Source organism: Pelistega ratti, from assembly GCF_009833965.1.
GTDB classification, from domain to species: domain Bacteria; phylum Pseudomonadota; class Gammaproteobacteria; order Burkholderiales; family Burkholderiaceae_B; genus Taylorella; species Taylorella ratti.
In genome coordinates, this window is record NZ_CP047165.1 from 1,857,555 (window position 1) to 1,877,186 (window position 19,632).

The window sequence follows — 19,632 nt, forward strand, 5'->3', positions numbered from 1 at the left end:
AATCACTATTTTTCCGTACTTTGGGGAATAGTATTATGATGGGTTTTGTGAAAAATTAGTTTAAATATTAAATAAATAGATTGCTATTGCTCTACTTTGTGTTGTTGTATCGCTTCACATAGTTGAGGTAGATGATTTAAGAAACGAATACTGGGTCTAAATAAAATATCTTCATCAAAGAGTAAAATATTATTTGAATGAATATTAACACCAATTTTTTCAAGTGCTTTTTGTATTTCTGCTTGTTTGGTTGGATAATGCTCAGAAGAGGCTATACCGGCAATAATGATGTCGGGAGGATTAAGGATAAGTTCTTCTGCGGAGAGAATAAAGGCACTTTGTTTGATATGAGGAAACATATTTTCAGCACCACAGGTTTGTAGGCTCTGGCTAAGAAAGGTTTCTTTCCCTAAGGCATAGATAGGTTGTGTGCCTAAGAAAACAAATGCTTTTTTCTTTGGTGCTTGGGTATATTGTTTTTTAAGTGTATCCCATCTGTGTTGCCATTGTTTAATGGATTGTTGTGCTTGTTGTTGATTATGGTTTGCTTCTTCCGTAGGCTGTTTGGTTTTTGTTATTTGTTGTGCCAAACGCTGTGCTTGTGTGAGTAGTTCATCGATGTTTTTAGGTTGCATGATGAGTAGCTTAAATTGGAGCTGTTGCTGTGCTTGTTCAATAACAGGAGATAATGAAAAGCTAATAACGATATCAGGATTTAGTAGAGTGAGTAATTCTCTATTAGGTGAAAAGGCATCACCGATCGATTGAAGTTGTTTGGTTTGTTCAGGGTAATTACTGTTTTTATCAATAGCTAGCAAATGGTTTTCTAAACCAAGGTCATAGATTAATTCTGTTGCGGCGGGTGAAAGGCTGATAATACGTGGACTAACAGCTAATGTAGTAGCGGTATTTTCTACTGCTGAATGGTTTATAGTAGAAATACCCTGCTGATCTATTAACGTATCAGCAGCGTTTGATGGGGTATTTGCAAAAGCAGATACCCCAAAGGATAGTAGTAATAAAACTATTCCTTTTTTCATCATTAGTGTTGATAAGCTAAGTTTAAGAAGTAGGTACGCCCTTCGCCTTTATAGCCGTAAGCAGGGGTGTAGTGCTTATCGAAGAGGTTGTTAATGCTGAATTGAGCAGATAGCTGTTCATTGAAGTTTACAGATGCTCGAAGATTCACTAAACCATATCCTCCTAAGCGTACAGTACGACTTGTATTGAAATCAGTATCTGTACGATGACCTACAAATAAATAGTCAGCACCTACTTCATAGTTGCCGATTTGTTGTGTGATACCTGCTCGGTAAATCGCTTTAGCTCGGCGAATTAAGCGTTCACCCGTAATATCATTTTTGGCATTTAGAAAATCAGCACCTGCATAAATCTGGGTACTACCAAAATCATGTTCAGCGGTGAGACTAATACCTTTTATTTTTGCTTTACCAATATTTTCTAGGCGATTGTTAGGATAAGATTGCCCATTAGAAATAATGAGATCTTTGATGGTATTATGGAAAACCGTTGCTTGTAAGGTAGTGCTATCTGTACGGTAAGTAATATGTGCTTCTATATTACGTGATTTCTCAGGGGCAATGGTTTTGTTACCACCATAAGTTCCAAATTGTTCTTGGAATGTAGGTGCTCTAAAACCCGTATTACCTGCTATACCGATAGATAAAGCGTTAGTAATATCAAAATCATAACCCAAACTACCTGTTACTTTATGACCATAGTCAGAAAAATTATCATTACGAATACTAGCTTGAATATGATGGCGGTTAAAGTGTCCTCGATAGATTAGTCCTAGTGCGTTTGTGGTTCGATGAGATTTTGTAGGAGCATAGTTATTTGCGACACCACTCTCAATATTACGTTCTACGATTGTTGATAGGGAATTATTAGCATCTAAACTAAAATTATTTTGCCATGTGAGTTGGCGTTGGTAAGAATTAGCTCTATAGGCGGGATTTGTACTTACACCGTATCCGTAATCAGCATCATATGAAGGGGTAAAATAGCTCGTTTTACTAAAGCCAAAACGAAGAATACTTTGCCACCATGGTGTTATTTGATTAGTAGATGTAACGGTATAGACTTGTTGGCGAGTTATATCATAGATATTGTTGGTGAGTAATCCTGCATCATAGTCATTATGGCTATAACCATTAAAAAAAGTAATACCAATATGCTGACCATCTGCCCATTTATATCCTAAAGCGCCATTAAGCGTAGCTTGTTTATAACCATCCCTATCTGCATTATAAGTAGAAGTACCGCTTTCTGGTGTGGTTGCATTAAAACCATCTGCACGAGCAAAAGAACCTGCTAGATGGTAGTCAAAATTGCCTTGTACACCATTAACACCAGCATAGGTATTGACTTTGCCTCGGCTACCTGCACCGATACCAGCAAAGAAATGATTACCTTGTTCTGTTGTATCTGCAGGTGTACTAATGGCATTGATAACACCACCTAATGCACTAGAACCATATAAACTGCTGCTTGCACCACGGACAATTTCTAAACGGTTAAAAGTGGCTGGGCTAAGTGCTGACCAGTAAGCCCCCCCATTAAAGGTTTCATTAATGCGAATACCATTAATCATAATAAGGGATTGTTTTTCAGCGACACCACGAATAAAAACGCCTGTTGTTGTTTGTGAACCGCCATTGTTATAGGTTTGTATCCCTGCTTGTTTTTTGAGAATGTCGGCAATAGTCAGTGAGTGGCTATTACGTAGTTGATAACTATCTACAACCGTTACATCCCCCACCACATTCTTCAATGTTTCTGGTGTGCGAGAAGCGGTTACAACAATAGGATCTAATTGTTCAGATAATGGCGTTGTATTTTCTTGTGCAAAGGCACAGACAGGTACAAAGGCTGCCATAATGGCAACTTTTAAAGGAGAAATATTCATAAAAAGGTATCTTCTAAAAATGTGCGTCCCCGCACAAAGTTAAAGGAAGTATCACTGATGTGATTATCTTTAAAAGGCTGGTATCGGACTCGCTTTTATGAAAAAAGCCTACCGTTGCGGGGGCAGTACAGGTTAATTACATTGAATATCTGTTTCCCATTTACTTTTACCCCATAGTCGTTACTTTTGGCTATGTTAAAAGCACCTCTAAAGATCATTGATGGAGGGTGTAAAGTTGTACGACATTTTTATCACCCAACCGAGTATCAATTGAGATGATGTATTAAAAGATACGTAGAATTGGATTTACTCTTTTTCTGTTTTCTTCGCTTATATAGGACACAAACCCATAAGCATAAGACTTTTAATACATCATCTTTTACAAGAGGTTACTATTGTAGCGTAAACTGTTTTACCTATAAAGCATTGAATGTGAATAACAGCACTCTATAGGGAAATTATTAAGTTTTTGTTGTGTAAATGGTAAAATTTTCTATCGTTAAAATTTTAGAAGTGATGATTATCGTGAAATATCCTAGCTTACCTTATCCTATTGATGCTTATACACATGGTGCTGAGTTTGCACGCCGTTTGAATCAAGGCAAGATCCTGATTCTGGATGGAGCAATGGGTACAATGATTCAACGCTATAAGCTAACCGAGCAGGATTTTAGAGGGGAGCGTTTTGCCGATCATCAACAAGATGTCAAAGGTGATAATGAGTTACTAAGCCTTACACGCCCTGATGTTATTTTAGAAATTCATCAACAATACTTAGCGGCTGGTGCAGATGTGATTGAAACAAATACCTTTGGGGCAACTTCTGTTGCGCAAGGGGATTATGATTTATCTCATCTTGCGTATGAGCTAAATGTGGTATCGGCTCAATTAGCGCGTCAGGCTTGTGATCAGTATAGTACCCCTGAACACCCTCGTTTTGTCGCTGGTGCTTTGGGCCCTCAGCCTAAAACGGCTTCTATTTCCCCTGATGTGAATGATCCGAGTGCACGTAATATCACGTTTGATGAGTTGGTTGCAACCTATACTGAACAGCTAAATGGTTTATTAGATGGGGGTATTGATATTGTTTTAATTGAAACAATTTTTGATACTTTAAATGCAAAAGCAGCTATTTTTGCGGTTGAAACGGTTTTTGAAGAAAGAGGTATTCGTTTACCCGTTATGATTTCGGGTACGGTTACTGATGCATCAGGCCGTATTTTATCAGGGCAAACGGTTGAGGCATTTTGGAACTCTGTTCGCCATGCTCGCCCCATTACGATTGGTCTAAACTGTGCTTTAGGGGCAGCATTAATGCGCCCTTATGTAGCAGAGCTTTCTAAGATTTGTGATACTTTTTTATGCGTTTATCCTAATGCCGGTCTGCCTAATCCTATGAGTGAAACGGGCTTTGATGAAGGGCCACAAGATACTTCCGCTCTTTTACAGGAATTTGCTCAAGCAGGTTTAGTCAATATGGTTGGGGGGTGCTGTGGTACAACACCAGAACACATTCAAGCTATTCGAGAAGCGGTGCAGTCCCTTGATGCCAGAGAAGTACCAGAAGTTCCTATCAAAACACGATTATCAGGTTTAGAACCTTTAAATATTGATGATCAAACACTATTCATCAATGTAGGAGAACGTACTAATGTGACGGGTTCTAAGATGTTCCTACGACTTATCAAAGAAGAAAAATTTGATGAGGCGTTGGCAGTGGCTCGACAACAAGTCGAAAATGGTGCGCAAATTATTGACATTAATATGGATGAGGCGATGCTAGATGCCAAATCCAGTATGCGTCGGTTTTTAAATCTTATTGCTTCAGAACCTGATATTTCTCGTGTCCCTATTATGATTGACTCTTCTAAATGGGAAGTGCTAGAAGAGGGGCTTAAATGTGTGCAGGGCAAGTCTATTGTAAATTCTATTTCTATGAAAGAGGGGATTGAGCCTTTCTTGGCTCAGGCTCGTCTTTGTCGTAAATATGGGGCTGCTGTTGTGGTGATGGCATTTGATGAGCAAGGGCAGGCGGATAATTATGAAAGACGAAAAGAAATTTGTGCTAAGGCTTATCACACCTTAGTAAATGAGGTGGGCTTCCCACCAGAGGATATTATTTTTGACCCGAATGTCTTTGCTGTGGCAACAGGTATTGAAGAGCATGATAATTATGCACTTGATTTTATCCATGGGGTGAAATGGATTCATGAGAATCTACCTTATGCACGCATTTCAGGTGGTATTTCTAATGTGAGCTTCTCTTTCCGTGGAAATGAACGTATGCGAGAAGCGATTCATACGGTTTTCCTCTACTATGCAATTAAAGAGGGCTTGACAATGGGGATTGTCAATGCAGGGATGTTGGGTGTATATGCCGATTTAGATACAAAAACACGTGATTTGGTTGAAGATGTGATTCTTAACCGAAAAGACCCTGTAGGAAAAACTGATGCCAATGATGACCGTACCTCTACAGAACGGTTGGTTGAATATGCTGAACAGATAAAAGGCTCTACAGAGAAAAAAGAAGAAAACCTTGCTTGGCGAGAGTTACCTGTTGAAGAACGATTAACCTATGGGTTAGTCAATGGTATTACCCAGTTTATTGTGGAAGATACAGAGGAAGTCCGTTTAAAAGTGGCTGAAAGAGGGGGACGTCCTATTGAAGTGATTGAAGGCCCTCTGATGGATGGAATGAATGTGGTGGGTGATTTATTTGGTGAAGGGAAAATGTTCCTTCCTCAAGTGGTGAAATCAGCTCGTGTGATGAAGCAGGCGGTTGCCCATCTTATTCCTTTTATTGAAGAAGAAAAACGTCAGATCCAAGCTGCAGGTGGTGATGTTAAGGCAAAAGGCAAGATTGTTATTGCAACAGTTAAAGGGGACGTACATGATATTGGTAAAAATATTGTTTCTGTTGTTCTACAGTGTAATAACTTTGAAGTAGAAAATATGGGGGTGATGGTACCTTGTGCTGATATTTTGGCAAAAGCTAAAGAAGTGAATGCCGATATTATTGGCTTATCAGGGCTTATTACGCCAAGTCTGGAAGAAATGGCTTATGTTGCCTCTGAAATGCAACGAGACCCTTATTTTAGAGAGAAAAAAATCCCCTTAATGATTGGGGGAGCAACAACGAGTCGTGTACATACAGCGGTTAAAATTGCACCTAATTATGAAGGCCCTGTTATTCATGTCCCTGATGCTAGTCGTTCGGTTGGGGTATGTACTAATTTGGTATCAGACAATAAAGAAAAGTTTCTTAAAGAATTAGCGATTGAATATGAGCAAGTGAGACAACGCCATGCTCATCGCCGAGCGAACCCTGTTATTCCTTTAGAAGAGGCGAGAGCAAATAAAGAACCTATTGATTGGGCTAACTATACACCACCTAAACCTAAATTTATTGGTCGCCGTATTTTTGAATCGTATGATCTTAAAGAAATTGTGAAGTTTTTAGATTGGTCGCCTTTCTTTATGACATGGGGATTGATGGGTAGTTTCCCTAAAATTCTGGATAATGAAACGGTTGGAGAGCAAGCGCGTAAGATTTATGCTGATGGGCAAGTGATGTTACAGAAAATTATTGATGGTCGTTGGCTCACAGCAAGTGGTGTGGTTGCTTTTTATCCTGCGAACTCGGTGAATGAAGAAGATATTGAAATTTATACGGATGAAAGTCGTACAGAAACTCTCTTTACATGGCATTTACTTCGTCAGCAAAATAAAAAACGCGATGATATACGCAATAAATCGTTAGCTGATTATATTGCACCTAAATCATCAGGTGTTAAGGACTATATTGGTATGTTTGCGGTAACGGGTGGACTTGGTATTGAAGTGCATGAAGAACGATTTGAAAAAGATATGGATGATTATTCCTTAATTATGGTTAAGGCATTGGCAGATCGTTTGGCAGAGGCTTTTGCTGAGTGTTTGCACCACCGTGTTCGTACAGATTTATGGGGTTATGCACCTAAAGAGGATTTGTCTTTACAAGCTATTATTGGTGAGGAATATCAAGGTATTCGTCCTGCTCCCGGTTATCCTTCATGCCCTGATCTAAGTGTTATGATTCCGATGTTTGAGGCAATGCACCCTGAGGATGTGGGTATTCATGTTACAGGTAGTCATGCTATGATTCCGGCTTCAAGCGTATCAGCTTTTTATTTTAGCCACCCTAAAGCTAGTTACTTTAGTATTGGTAATATTGGACAAGATCAATTTGATGATTATTGTGAACGAACAGGTTTTGAAGTCGCTAAGGCTAAACGTGTTTTACATAATGTATTGGAGTAATTGAAAGCTTGCTGATGGATAGAGAAAAAGATGAAAACTTCTCGAAAAAAGCAACTACTGGGTGAATTTGTTCGCCATGCTCGTGCGCGTATTACCCCTCAGATGGCAGGATTGAGTGGTGGACAGCGTCGGCGAACACCGGGGCTTAGGCGAGAAGAGGTTGCCTTGCTGTGTGATATTAGCGTTACTTGGTACACATGGATTGAGCAGGGGCGAGATGTTGCCGTATCTGCTCATGTTTGGTCAAAGCTAGCAGATGTATTACATTTAAATAAGGTAGAGCGAGCGTATCTTTTTGAGTTAGCTGATGTTATAGATCCTGATGTTGCTAAATCACAGTATGGTAGCCTGCCAAGCCATTTAGCCGAGTGTGTTAATGCGGTAAATGGGCCTTGTTATATTCTGGATAAATATTGGAATATTCTCTATTTTAATCCGCAATTAGACCAGCTTTTTGATGGTTGTCTCTCTCAAGTAGAACAGGCTAATTTATTGGTCTTTATTTTCCAAGAACCTAAGGCAAAAAGTATTGTATTAAATTGGGAAGAACGTGCCAAGCGAGCTGTATCAGAGTTTCGTGCGGATATAGTCGCAAGTATTGAAGAGCCTGAGGTGGTTCGCTTTATTGATGATTTATCCCAAAAAAGTGAGACGTTTAAATACTGGTGGGATAGACAAACAGTATTGGCAAGGGAAGGAGGGTTGAGAGAGTTTATGCACCCTGTTTTAGGGTATCAGGAATATGAGCAATTAACCTTCCGATTAGCAACGCATTTAGAATATAAATTGGTAATGCTATTGCCTCATTAGTCTTATAGTTGAATGGTTTAAATATCAAATAGCTATTTAGTTTGAGTATTAATATTAAGTTAGCGATTGTACTTAATTCGCTTAGAAATGATTTAACATAATGCTACCCTATAATCTATCTTATAGAAAATGCTATGTGGTAATATTAAATGTTATATATTTTTATAATTTGATAGTGATGAAACTAGCAAATTATGGATAGGTATTTTATCGTCATTACTTGTATAGCTAGTTATCAAGTGAAATTGTCTCTCTTTTTGGAGGTTTTATGAAATATACAAAATTAACCGCTCTTTTATTAACGACCACCATTTTTGCCGGTTGTGCTTCAACTGCTGGTAATACAGCAACAGGTGCTGGTGTTGGTGCAGCTATTGGTGCTGGTCTTGGTGCATTGATTGGAGACTCTTCTAAATCAGCTTTAATTGGTGCGGGGATTGGTGCTGTAGCAGGTAGTATCACGGGTTATAACTGGGATCGTCTTGTTGGTAAAGTAGATGAGACAGGTTCAAAATTGGGTGTTTCAACCACTCAATTACCTGATGGTAGCCTAAAAGTAAATTTCCCAGAGGGAGCTACATTTGATAGTGGTAGTTATCAACTTAAATCTGGTTCTTTCCCAGTGTTAAATGCCCTAGCAGAAGAGATGCAAAAATCACCCCAATTACGTGTAAAAGTAGTTGGGCATACAGATAATACAGGTTCTGCACAATTAAACCAATCTTTATCTGTTAATCGTGCGAATAGTGTGGTGAATTATTTATCTTCTCATGGTATTGAGGCATCTCGTCTTTCAACGGAAGGTCGTAGTTTCCATGATCCTATTGCTGATAATGCAACCGTAGAGGGTCGTGCACAAAATCGCCGAGTAGAAGTTTATTTATATGCCGTGAAATAAGTATTCATACATTTTTCCTCTTTTGATTTCAAACGGTTTTTTACTGAAAAAGAGGATCAATATACTAAGCAATCAAAAAAAGTGGATGTTATAAGTCCACTTTTTTTATGTCTGTTAGTAATGTAAAAGAGATGTTTTCTCACCATTTATTCTACTTTTATTATGGTTATTACTATTAAGGTTAATACTAAGTGGATTTCTTTTCTGTTTCGATTAAGATGGTGAAATGTATTTTTTAGGAGTTTTTATTATAAGTTTAAGCCTTGATTTTGTCGGCTAGTTAGGTACATAACATATGAAACTTGCTAATCAACAAAATTATCTATTTAATTTAATTTGATGATGGAGGAAGATAATGCGTAATCATCAAGAACTTAAAGAAGAAGCTGTTGCTGAGAAGATTCTATCTCATCCAAAATTTCAGCAAATGTCACGCCAAAAAAGTGTATTTGGCTGGAGTTTCTCTTTTATTATATTTGTGATGTATGTTGCTTTTATTTGGGTAATTGGGACAAATCCCGAATTATTTGCGACTAAAGTAAATCCTGATGGTGTTACTACTTGGGGTATCTATGTTGGGATATTTGTGATTATTTTTTCGTTTGTGATAACCGCTATTTATGTATATTTTGCAAATGGTAAATTTGAAAAAATAACACAAGATGTTGTTAAAGAAGTCATGGGAGCAGAAGATGAAAAATAAATGGATAACAACCATAGCAGGATTACTCTGTTCAGGTGTGGTATGGGCAGATGCTTTTACAGGTGAAGTTGAAAAACAAAATCTTAATATAACCGCTATTGTCATGTTTATTATTTTTGTGGGTGCGACATTAGTGATCACAAAATGGGCAGCGGCTAAAAGTAAATCGACCAAAGATTTCTATACAGCAGGCGGTGGTATTAGTGGTTATCAAAATGGTCTGGCCATTGCAGGCGACTTTATGTCAGCGGCTTCATTCCTCGGTATTTCCGCTATGGTATTTACCAAAGGGTTTGATGGTCTTATTTATTCGACAGGTTTCTTGGTTGGTTGGCCAATTGTGTTATTTCTTGTGGCTGAGCGATTACGAAACTTAGGTAAATTTACTTTTTCAGATGTGATTGCCTATCGTTTACAAGAGACCCCAGTGCGTTTATTTGCAGCGACTTCTTCGCTTATTGTGGTACTTTTATATTTAATTGCACAGGTGGTAGGTGCTGGTAAGTTAATCCAACTATTATTTGGAATGAATTATCTTTCAGCGGTCATTATTGTGGGTATCTTGATGGTTGCCTATGTATTATTTGGTGGTATGCTAGCGACAACATGGGTACAAATGATTAAAGCTGTCCTTTTACTAGGAGGGGCAACCTTTATGTCATTTATGATTCTTTATACATTTGACTTTAGCTTTGAAAGTATGTTCCAAAGAGCAACAGAAATTCATGAAAAAGGGATTGCTATTCTTGCACCTGGTGGTTTAGTGCAAAATCCCATTGATGCTCTTTCTTTAGGTCTCGGTTTGATGTTAGGAACAGCTGGATTACCGCATATCTTAATGCGTTTCTTTACTGTACCAGATGCACGAGAAGCACGTAAATCAGTTGTGGTAGCAACAGGTTTGATTGGTTATTTCTACTTATTAACCTTTATTATCGGTTTCGGTGCTATTGTCTTTATTATCAAAGGAAATCCTGAATTCTTTACGGCTATTTTCCAAGATGGTAAAACCGTCTATGAAATGATTGGTGGTACAAATATGGTTGCTGTCCACTTATCTGGTGCATTGGGTGGTAATACTTTCTTAGGCTTTATTTCTGCTGTTGCCTTTGCGACAATCTTAGCGGTAGTAGCTGGTTTGACTATTTCGGGTGCATCAGCGATTAGCCATGATATTTACTCTTCTGTTGTCCGTAAAGGTAAAGCCACGCAACGTGAAGAAATCCGAGTGACCAAGTTAGCGACCTTAGGTCTTGGCATTGTTGCGATTGTTTTAGGTATTACATTTGAAAATCAAAATGTTGCCTTTATGGTGGGACTGGCTTTTGCGGTTGCTGCTTCGGCTAACTTCCCGATTTTAGTGTTAAGTATGTTCTGGAAAGGACTCACTACACGTGGTGCGGTATTAGGTGGTTTTGCTGGTTTAGTAGCGGCTATTGTCTTGATTGTATTAGGACCAACGGTATGGGTGAGTGTATTACATTACCAAGAGGCGATCTTCCCTTATAGTAATCCGTCCATGTTCTCGATTCCATTAGCGTTTATTGTGGCATGGGTAGTTTCTATTACGGATAAATCAGCTCAAGCAACTAAGGATAAAGCAGGTTTTGTAGCACAATATGCTCGTTCAATGACAGGTATTGGTGCAGCAGAAGCGAGTGACCATTAATAATATTATTCTTTAGCTTTAAACTAAAATCGCCCAGATTATTATTTGGGCGATTTTTGTTTGTTATTAAAAGAGTGGGTATTTACTGGAAGTTATGGGTTTGCGAGGTTTAATTTTGTTTTAAGTTATCGATAAATATTCAATAGGAATGGCATTATTTTATAAAGTTTAAATTCAAGATAGAAATGTAATTTTTTAAAAGATTTTTATAGAAAATAAATAGTATATTGTCCTTGGTTATTAATATTATCTAACAAGATTTACATTTCATTAAATAATTTAATAATAACACAAATGATATTGAGAATTGTTTCTATTCTATTTAAAATATTATTGACTACTATTAATACAGTATAGGTAGTGCTTTATTAAAGAAAATCAAATTTCTTTATGTCTATAAGAGGTAATGAATTCTAATGAATGGTTACCTCTTGTTTTTTTAATATGAATATAGAGGAAATATTGAATGTTATTCAGTAAGCAAATTAAGTATAAAAAAGTAATAATAGCGGTAACTGGTGTGTTTACACAGTTACCCTTTTCTTATGTTTATGCAAATGTGCAGGAAAAGGATGTAGATAATCCAACAGAGTTAGCGGAGATTAGTGTTACTGCAAATACGGAGGAGCTTTTAAGTAATTCAAAGATTGTGAAAAATATTGAACAATTAGAAAAACAACAGGTTAATAATATTAGAGACCTTATTCGCTATGATGCTGGGGTATCGGTTGTTGAACAAAATAGGGGAGGATCTGCAGGTTTTGCGATACGCGGTGTGGATAGTAATCGAGTAGCTATTAGTGTCGATGGACTTCCTCAGCTTCAATCGTATGTAGCCGCTGGGAGTGCTTATTATTGGCAGCCAGCAGGTAGTGGAGCAAGAAATGAAGTTGAACTGGAAAATCTTTCAAAAGTCGAAATTAATAAAGGGGGAGATTCTTTAACAACAGGGAGTGGTGCATTAGGTGGAAGTGTTAATTTTAGAACTAAAAATGTAGATGATATTTTATCACCTGGAGAGAAATTTGCATTGACGAGTAAAACTGCTTATAGTGGAAAAGATAGTCAGTGGATGCAATCGGTAGGTGTTGCGTTTGACATGGATAAACTAAAAGGGCTTTTCCAATATACTTATCGTAATGGTAAAGAAACAAAAGTACATGATAATGTGGCGAATAAGAAATATGAGATTCAACGATTGGGTGCTTTTGTTGATAAATATAAGTTATATACTGATAAGCCTAATGAAACTTGGGGGAAAAATAGTCTATTTTATAAGTGTGAAACGTGTACAGACCCTTTTTATCTCGCTAAATTAACAAGGTTTCATACATTAGAGGAGGCGATGAAAGAGTATAAAAGTCAACATCGTGATCCAAATAGGCAGTTTACACCAGAAGAATTAGAACAGCTAAAACAAATGGTACATCCCAAAGAGGTTGTTTCTGCTAAAGATTATACAGGTCCAGATAGAACAATGCCTGATCCATTGAAGAGTACTAGTCATTCTTATTTAGCTCGCCTCACCTATCAACTAACGCCTAATCAATCCATCGAGGGGATTTTTGAAGATACAAAACAGCGTTATCTGACGCGTGATATGACACTTCAGGCTTATTATGATATATCACCTCGCCGTCCAGATTTTGATGATCCGCGTCCTAAAAGACCGAGAGAACCCAAATATGATGACGATATTTATAAAGACCGTAATTATCCTGATGGATTTAACTGGGATTTATTTGAAAAAGATATTCAAGAATTTATGAAAAAAAATAGAGAGTTTTATGCCAAAATGAAAGAATATAATAAAAATCATATTGATAGCAAGGAGGATAAGGCTTGGCGAGAATATGACAAGAGAAAACAAAGATATGATGAAATGATGAGTGACTTCTTAAATACGACACCAAATCCTAGTAGTGGGGGAAAATATCTTGACGATATTATGATGGGTGCGTATGCTCCGATGGTTTATACAAAATCTCGCTTTAGTACAGAAGTACACCGTAAACAACGCCAAAGTCTAAGATACGTTCTTGAACCGCAATCTAAATGGGGAGATAGGCTTGAATTAAGTTTAGATTTCCAAAAAATTGGTATTAATTCAGATTACCGAGAGCTTAATTGTAGTAAGTACCCTAAAGCAGATAGAAATTGCCGTGCTAGTAAGGATAAACCAGGGTCTTCTGAGGATATTCAACAGGTAAGTTATCAAGAAACACATAAACACGTTGGTTTAAAATACAATAAAAGTTTTAACTTTGATAATTGGGCTTATCGTCTGAATATTAGTGGTGGTGGATCGCACTATAAAGTTAAAGAAAATGAAGCCTTTTATTTTATTCGATATGGAGGATTACCTGACGAGAAGAATAAGAATGGTGATATATATGTTCCTGGTCCTTTAGGGCGAGAAGATGCACGGATTATAAGAAATGCGGATAGATGTCAGTGGCAGAGAGATCTTTGTTCCTTTAAGATTAAAGGGAAAAATAGATATTTCAGTATAAATAATCAAATTACTATTGGTAATTGGTTGGATATTGGTGCAGGTTTCCGTATAGATCGAGATAAAGTATGGGGGAATAGGGTATTTTTAACAAAAAGAAAGTATAAAAATACATCGTATCAGTTTAGTACGATAATAAGACCAATAGAGAATATTAGTATCGGTTATAACTATTCTACTGGTTTTAGAAACCCAAGTTTCCAAGAAATTTATGGTTGGTCAGGATTGGATAAACATCCAACGGATCATTTGAAGCCAGAAACATCTACTCACCATGAGTTTAATGTAAGTGTTAATGGCAAGTGGGGTTATATAGAAGCAAATAAATTTATTAGTAATTATAAGGATTTAATTAGTTTTGCTTTTCATAAAACTAAACCAATTGCTCAAAGCTATAATTTTTCTAATGCATCTATTGAGGGCTATGGTATTCAGGGATGGTTTGATCTTCATTCAATTATTAGTGCCATTCCGTCAGGGTTTAGTACACGGATTACTTATGAGCGAACAAAACCTAAAAAAGCAAGTGTTGTAAATGATGAACTAAAATTGGGATTATTATATCCGTTTGATGCGATACAACCTCCTCGCTTTGTGGTATCACTTAATTATGATGACCCTTCAGAAAAATGGGGAGGTTCTTTAATTGTGACACATTCAAAAGAAAAAGATGTAAGGGAATTAGCAACAAGACGAGTTAATCCTAAATATCAAGATCATTCATCTACACATGTTAAAGTAACTAATTTTGATTCTAAACCTTGGACAACGGTAGATTTACTAGGTTATTATCAAATAGGAAAAAATATGACACTGAATGTAGGTGTTTATAATCTCTTTAACAAAGAGTATAGCACTTGGGAGTCTGTACGCCGTAGTTCTAGTAGCTCAGTACATAGGGAAAGAGAGGGTGATATTGCACGCTATACAGCCCCGGGGCGGAACTATTTTGCGAGTTTTAGCATGAAGTTTTAGATAGGTTATTATTACTATTATCTAATATACTAAAAAGGTAGATAATAATTTTAAGGCTATGTTTAGTTAATTACTAAACATAGCTTTTTAAATATCCCTCTAGTTTACCAATGGTATGCCATACCTAACCAAAATTGACGACCTAATTCATAGCTTGTAGGGCTTTGGGTTTCTGTTCCGCCTAGGTATTGAGAGTTTGGGCTAGCGGTGGCTACTCGGCTATTAAGTACATTGAGAACATCAAGACTAACTTCTAATTTTTGCTGTTGATGAATGGTCAGCGTCCACTGTAAATGCCAGTCTAATGTTGCTTTACCTTTATACTTTTTAAGTCGATAATCATAAACACCGCCTGTATGATTACCGCAGGCTTGAGGTTGGCTAGATAAAGCACAATTTTCTACGGTATAACGATTATAGGATTTGTAGCCTGTTCGATAATTTAAAGAATGTGTCCATTTAAGATACCAGCTCGGTATATCGGTTTGTAATTCTAAGAAAGCTTCCCATGGTTGATTAAAGTTAAAAGGAGGTAGATCACTGGCTGACTCATAGCGTTTTCCCTCAAATAGATAATAGGGGTAGCGACTATTGGTGACATCAGCTACTAGGCTTTCATCATAGTTACCGTGGTAATTTGTCTTACGATGTTGATAACGAGCACCTAGGCGATAATTGAGTACAATACCACCCACTTGATAGGGTTGGTTATTTTGTAAACTAAGTGTAAGGGTATTCGTAAGCCCTTCACCATCATTTGACATGATTTTTTTACCTTCTTCAGTGGTAAATGGTGTAAATTGGCGCTGGCTCTTACGGTGTACCCAGTTAAAGACGACGGTTTGGTTAGCAAAAGAATAGTTAAAGCCTACATTATATTCATTACTATAGGGTGTTTTTAAATCTTGTGCATTTGCCCAAGAAGGAGAGTTTTTTGTACAATCTCCCATCTGCCATTGTCCCTTACCTGTTTTATCCACAAAACGATGCATTTCTCGGTTGCAAGGAATATTTGCTCTAAGTGCGTAGGTGAGTAAGTTGCCAGCAAAATAACGATTAAAGCCACCTGTAATATTAAAACTATCATCTTTTAATACATTGATATTAAAGGCAAAGCGGGGAGCAATATTAAGATTTTTTAAGAAACTATCATAATTAATATTTACCCCTGGAATGAGTTTAAAACGATTCCAATATATTTCATCTGATAAATAAAGATTATAGTTATTGACGTTGGCTTTTGCTCGGAATGCTGGATAATATATCATTCGGTTTTGAAATTGCTCGCCAGGAATACAATCTACACAATCTATTGCTGTATTTTTGGAAAGTGTGGAGTAATTAGGGGCAATTTTGATTGTTTTATTCTTGTTATTTTTATAATGAAGTATAGATTGCATATATCGTACTGCTTCAGGGCGTTCTGATTGAGCTCGAGAAAAATCAACTGACCAACCAAAAGAAAGTAGATGTTCCGTATTACCTAAATTAAGGGTATTAAGTTCATAATCTTGTTTAAGTGTCCACGTATTTAAGTGAGAAGAGAGTTCTCCAATACCGCCCTCACGTTTATATAAGCATTTACCTGTTTTGGCATTTTTTGTAGTGCACCATGTTGTATTTGCTTTAGGTAACAACTGATTGCCAACCCAGTTATAGTAATTAGCCCCTGCATCATAAGCAATTTTATTTAAATTATATTGGTAGGCAAGATCAGATTTTACCGTTCCCCAATCAGCATGGTAGCGTGAGTGTAGATTGACTCGCCAACCCCCGCCTTCACTCACATAACGTCCATTTTTCACATTGTCATTGTAGTAAATATTTTTATGGGGTGAGTAGAGGATAGTACCTAATAGCGTATGGTTATCATGCAGTTGGTAAGAACCTTTTAATAAGTAGGTTTCTGCTAATCGCCTTTCTTTTTCCCAACGATCTAATCCTTGATGATATTCAGGCATTTTAGACTGTGTACGGTTATAGCTAAATAAAAGACCGCTTTTATCTGAAAGTGGGTGATTGAGTGTTAAATCAACAATATGTTTGGTAAATTGTGGTTGAAGATTATTTTCTGCAAAGGCATTTTCAAAGTCTATTTGTTCTTGTTCATTAAGTTGGAATTTTGTCCAGCTATCTCGAGTAGTACGATAACTAATAGAGCCACTATGACGGGATAATTCAGGGTCTTTAATTTCTGCATCAATTACGCCGCCCGTGAATCGAGCGTATTTGGCAGGAGCATTGCTATCATAGACGGTAATATTTTTGAATAGAGAGCTATTAATATAAAAGGATTCAGGAGAGCCAGGGGCAATATACATAGAGGTTGGTTGTGTGAAATCTTCTGCCGATTTATAGCCTCCATTGCTAGACCCAGGATTGAGTAGGTCATTATTAGATAAACCATCAATCAAGTAACTATTATTATAGTAAGGCTCACCATGAAAACTGACTAAATCAGGAGCAATTTCACCTGCTTGGGTTGAACTATTACTTGTTCCGCTAAATTGAACGGCTGGATTATTTTTTAATAGCTCGGTAATATTTCCCGTTCGTGTTGGTTTGCGAGCAATATCTTCAGCTAGCATGACGGATGCACCTGCCTGAATAGGCGCTGTATTACTAACAACAGAAATTGTTTCTAATGTCTCTGAATTATTTTGTGCGTAAGTGGGTATATTGATAAGAAAAGTGCTGGAGATAAGGAGTGTTATTGTTGATTTTTGCATTGAAAAGAATACCTTTACATAGTTTAAATGATAACCATTCTCATTCTAAGATATAAATTAAATTGTTTCAACATAATTAATTACAAATTAAAATAAATTTTGTGCTTTATTTATAAAGGAAATAAATATTTTTACAATGCGATATAAAAAGAAGATGTTTAATTGAATAATACAAGGTAGAGGGGTAAGGACTTTTAGGGTAGGAGGAGTTATTTCTAGGAAATTATCTAAATAATTTGAATTTGACAAGATATAAGAAATTGTTTACTGTTTAACTATTTGTTTTTATTAAGTGTTTACCATATATCAATTAGAGGAGATATGATGAAAAAATTAATGAAAAAATCTATAGTTAATACCTTAGTCATTGCTATTGCATTAAGTGGTTATACGGCTGTAGCAAGTACATCCAATAATTCTCTTTCTAGTACCCAGTTAGCGGCAGCTCGTTATGACAGTGCACATGATATTTTTTATCCTGTTTATGCTAAAAAGGGTATGGTTGCGAGTGAACAAGCATTGGCAAGTGAAGTAGGGGCGATGATTTTACAGCAAGGAGGAAATGCTGTTGATGCTGCGGTAGCGGTAGGGTTTGCTTTAGCAGTTGTTCTGCCCAATGCAGGAAATATTGGCGGTGGTGGTTTTATGGTCTTACATGATGCCCAAAGTGCTGAAAGTTTTACAATTGATTTTCGAGAAACTGCCCCAGCTAAAGCAAGTCGAGATATGTATTTAGATAAAGAGGGGAATGTTATCGATGGCTTATCTTTATATAGCCATATGGCAGTGGGTGTTCCCGGTACGGTAGCAGGATTAGAGTATGCCTTGCAGAAATGGGGTTCTTTATCGCTTGATAAGGTATTAAGTCCAGCGATTAAATTAGCTGAACAGGGATTTATTGTTGGTCCTATGCTTGCAAAAACATTTGAAAATGAAAAAGATAATTTAGCTAAATGGGAAGAAACAAGAGCTATTTTCTTTAAAGATGGAGAGCCTTTAAAAGAGGGTGATTTACTTGTACAGAAAGATTTAGCCAACTCTTTAAAATTGATTGCCGAGCAAGGTTCTCATGCTTTTTATCAGGGGGAAATTGCCCAAAAGATAGTTGCTGAAATGCAAGCTAATAAGGGCTTAATTACGTTGGAAGATTTAAAAAATTATAAGGTTATTGAGCGTAAACCCATTATAGGAGAATATCGAGGTTATAAAATTGTCACAATGCCTCCGCCAAGCTCAGGTGGTATTCATTTAGTACAAATATTGAATATGTTAGAGCATTATCCTATAACGGAATATGGTGTTAATAGTGCAAAAAGTATTCATTATCTTGCTGAAAGTATGAAACTTGCCTATGCGGATCGTTCAGAATATTTAGGTGACCCTGATTTTGTAAAAATTCCTGTGTCTGGATTAATCTCTAAGCAATATGCTAATACATTAGTACAAAATATAAGTGACAATATACGTCCTGCATCAGATATTAAACCTGGTAAACCACAACCTTATGAAAGTGATCAGACAACACATTTTTCAGTGATGGATCAATATGGTAATGCGGTTGCGGTAACCTATACACTCAACTTTAATTTTGGTAGTGGTATTGTGGCAAAAGGGACGGGAATTTTATTAAATGACGAAATGGATGATTTTTCTGCTAAGCCAGGTGTTCCTAATGGTTTTGGTTTGATTGGGGGTGATGCGAATGCTATTGCGCCTTATAAACGTCCACTTTCTTCTATGACGCCAACTATTGTGATGAAAGATAATAAACCTTGGTTAGTAACAGGAAGTCCGGGAGGGGCTCGTATTATTACAACTGTTTTACAAAGTATTATTAATGTGATTGATCATGGGATGAACCCAGCAGAAGCTATTGTTACGCCACGGGTACATCATCAATGGTTGCCTGATGAGTTACGGGTAGAGGAAGGGCTAAGTCCTGATACATTAGCCTTACTGAAAGCCAAAGGCTATAATGTCAAAGAAAAAGCACCAATGGGAAGAGTACAGATTATTCAAGCAGGACGTAATGGATTTTACGGATATTCTGATCCAAGAAATCCAGAAGGTAAAACTATTGGTTATTAAATGGGATAGTGATATAA

General features: G+C 36.9%; 10 protein-coding genes and 1 riboswitch. Of the genes, 7 read left to right on the forward strand and 3 right to left on the reverse strand.

Going from position 1 to position 19,632, the window contains the following annotated elements; all coding sequences use genetic code 11:
* Positions 1–83: 83 nt before the first annotated feature.
* Both F9B76_RS08130 and F9B76_RS08135 read right to left on the reverse strand, forming a co-directional pair.
* A complete protein-coding gene (locus F9B76_RS08130; RefSeq protein ID WP_159991661.1) occupies positions 84–1,043 on the reverse strand; it encodes an ABC transporter substrate-binding protein in 960 nt (319 codons plus the stop codon).
* A complete protein-coding gene (locus F9B76_RS08135) occupies positions 1,043–2,929 on the reverse strand; it encodes a TonB-dependent receptor domain-containing protein (RefSeq protein WP_159991662.1) in 1,887 nt (628 codons plus the stop codon). The genes F9B76_RS08130 and F9B76_RS08135 overlap by 1 nt, the downstream gene beginning before the upstream one ends.
* 58 nt (positions 2,930–2,987) lie before the next feature.
* A riboswitch (cobalamin riboswitch) is annotated at positions 2,988–3,152 on the reverse strand.
* Between the two features lie 302 nt (positions 3,153–3,454).
* Between F9B76_RS08135 and metH the strand changes: the two genes are divergently transcribed.
* The 6 genes from metH to F9B76_RS08165 all read left to right on the forward strand — a co-directional run bounded on the left by metH (position 3,455) and on the right by F9B76_RS08165 (position 14,798).
* Complete coding sequence (gene metH / locus F9B76_RS08140; protein ID WP_159992166.1) at positions 3,455–7,231, forward strand: methionine synthase; 3,777 nt, start codon at positions 3,455–3,457, stop codon at positions 7,229–7,231.
* Positions 7,232–7,261: 30 nt separating this feature from the next.
* Positions 7,262–8,041 (forward strand): helix-turn-helix transcriptional regulator, encoded by a 780-nt coding sequence (locus F9B76_RS08145; RefSeq protein ID WP_159991663.1) that lies wholly within the window; start codon positions 7,262–7,264, stop codon positions 8,039–8,041.
* Positions 8,042–8,309: 268 nt separating this feature from the next.
* Positions 8,310–8,939 carry a YiaD family glycine zipper/OmpA-like lipoprotein gene (locus tag F9B76_RS08150; protein ID WP_159991664.1) on the forward strand — a complete coding sequence of 210 codons (630 nt, stop codon included), beginning with the start codon at positions 8,310–8,312 and terminating at the stop codon, positions 8,937–8,939.
* Positions 8,940–9,294: 355 nt separating this feature from the next.
* Entirely contained in the window at positions 9,295–9,642 is a 348-nt protein-coding gene (locus F9B76_RS08155; protein WP_159991665.1) for a DUF485 domain-containing protein, read from the forward strand.
* A complete protein-coding gene (locus F9B76_RS08160) occupies positions 9,632–11,311 on the forward strand; it encodes a cation acetate symporter (protein WP_159991666.1) in 1,680 nt (559 codons plus the stop codon). The genes F9B76_RS08155 and F9B76_RS08160 overlap by 11 nt, the downstream gene beginning before the upstream one ends.
* A 466-nt stretch (positions 11,312–11,777) precedes the next feature.
* The gene (locus F9B76_RS08165; RefSeq protein WP_159991667.1) at positions 11,778–14,798 is read left to right on the forward strand and encodes a lactoferrin/transferrin family TonB-dependent receptor; all 3,021 of its coding nucleotides are present in this window, start codon (positions 11,778–11,780) and stop codon (positions 14,796–14,798) included.
* A 104-nt stretch (positions 14,799–14,902) separates the two neighbouring features.
* Here F9B76_RS08165 and F9B76_RS08170 read toward each other — a convergent pair whose 3' ends face one another.
* Positions 14,903–17,527 carry a TonB-dependent receptor gene (locus F9B76_RS08170; RefSeq protein WP_159991668.1) on the reverse strand — a complete coding sequence of 875 codons (2,625 nt, stop codon included), beginning with the start codon at positions 17,525–17,527 and terminating at the stop codon, positions 14,903–14,905.
* A 321-nt stretch (positions 17,528–17,848) separates the two neighbouring features.
* Here F9B76_RS08170 and ggt point away from each other — a divergent pair, with 321 nt between their 5' ends.
* A complete protein-coding gene (gene ggt / locus F9B76_RS08175; RefSeq protein ID WP_423805507.1) occupies positions 17,849–19,615 on the forward strand; it encodes a gamma-glutamyltransferase in 1,767 nt (588 codons plus the stop codon).
* Positions 19,616–19,632: the final 17 nt, after the last annotated feature.

Excerpts from the sequence above, each read along its gene's own strand:
- F9B76_RS08165 (WP_159991667.1), top strand. The coding sequence starts at position 11,778 with ATGTTATTCAGTAAGCAAATTAAGTATAAAAAAGTAATAATAGCGGTA.
- F9B76_RS08150 (WP_159991664.1), top strand. The coding sequence starts at position 8,310 with ATGAAATATACAAAATTAACCGCTCTTTTATTAACGACCACCATTTTT.
- F9B76_RS08130 (WP_159991661.1), bottom strand. The coding sequence starts at position 1,043 with ATGATGAAAAAAGGAATAGTTTTATTACTACTATCCTTTGGGGTATCT.
- F9B76_RS08145 (WP_159991663.1), top strand. The coding sequence starts at position 7,262 with ATGAAAACTTCTCGAAAAAAGCAACTACTGGGTGAATTTGTTCGCCAT.
- ggt (WP_423805507.1), top strand. The coding sequence starts at position 17,849 with ATGATGAAAAAATTAATGAAAAAATCTATAGTTAATACCTTAGTCATT.
- F9B76_RS08135 (WP_159991662.1), bottom strand. The coding sequence starts at position 2,929 with ATGAATATTTCTCCTTTAAAAGTTGCCATTATGGCAGCCTTTGTACCT.
- F9B76_RS08155 (WP_159991665.1), top strand. The coding sequence starts at position 9,295 with ATGCGTAATCATCAAGAACTTAAAGAAGAAGCTGTTGCTGAGAAGATT.
- F9B76_RS08160 (WP_159991666.1), top strand. The coding sequence starts at position 9,632 with ATGAAAAATAAATGGATAACAACCATAGCAGGATTACTCTGTTCAGGT.
- F9B76_RS08170 (WP_159991668.1), bottom strand. The coding sequence starts at position 17,527 with ATGCAAAAATCAACAATAACACTCCTTATCTCCAGCACTTTTCTTATC.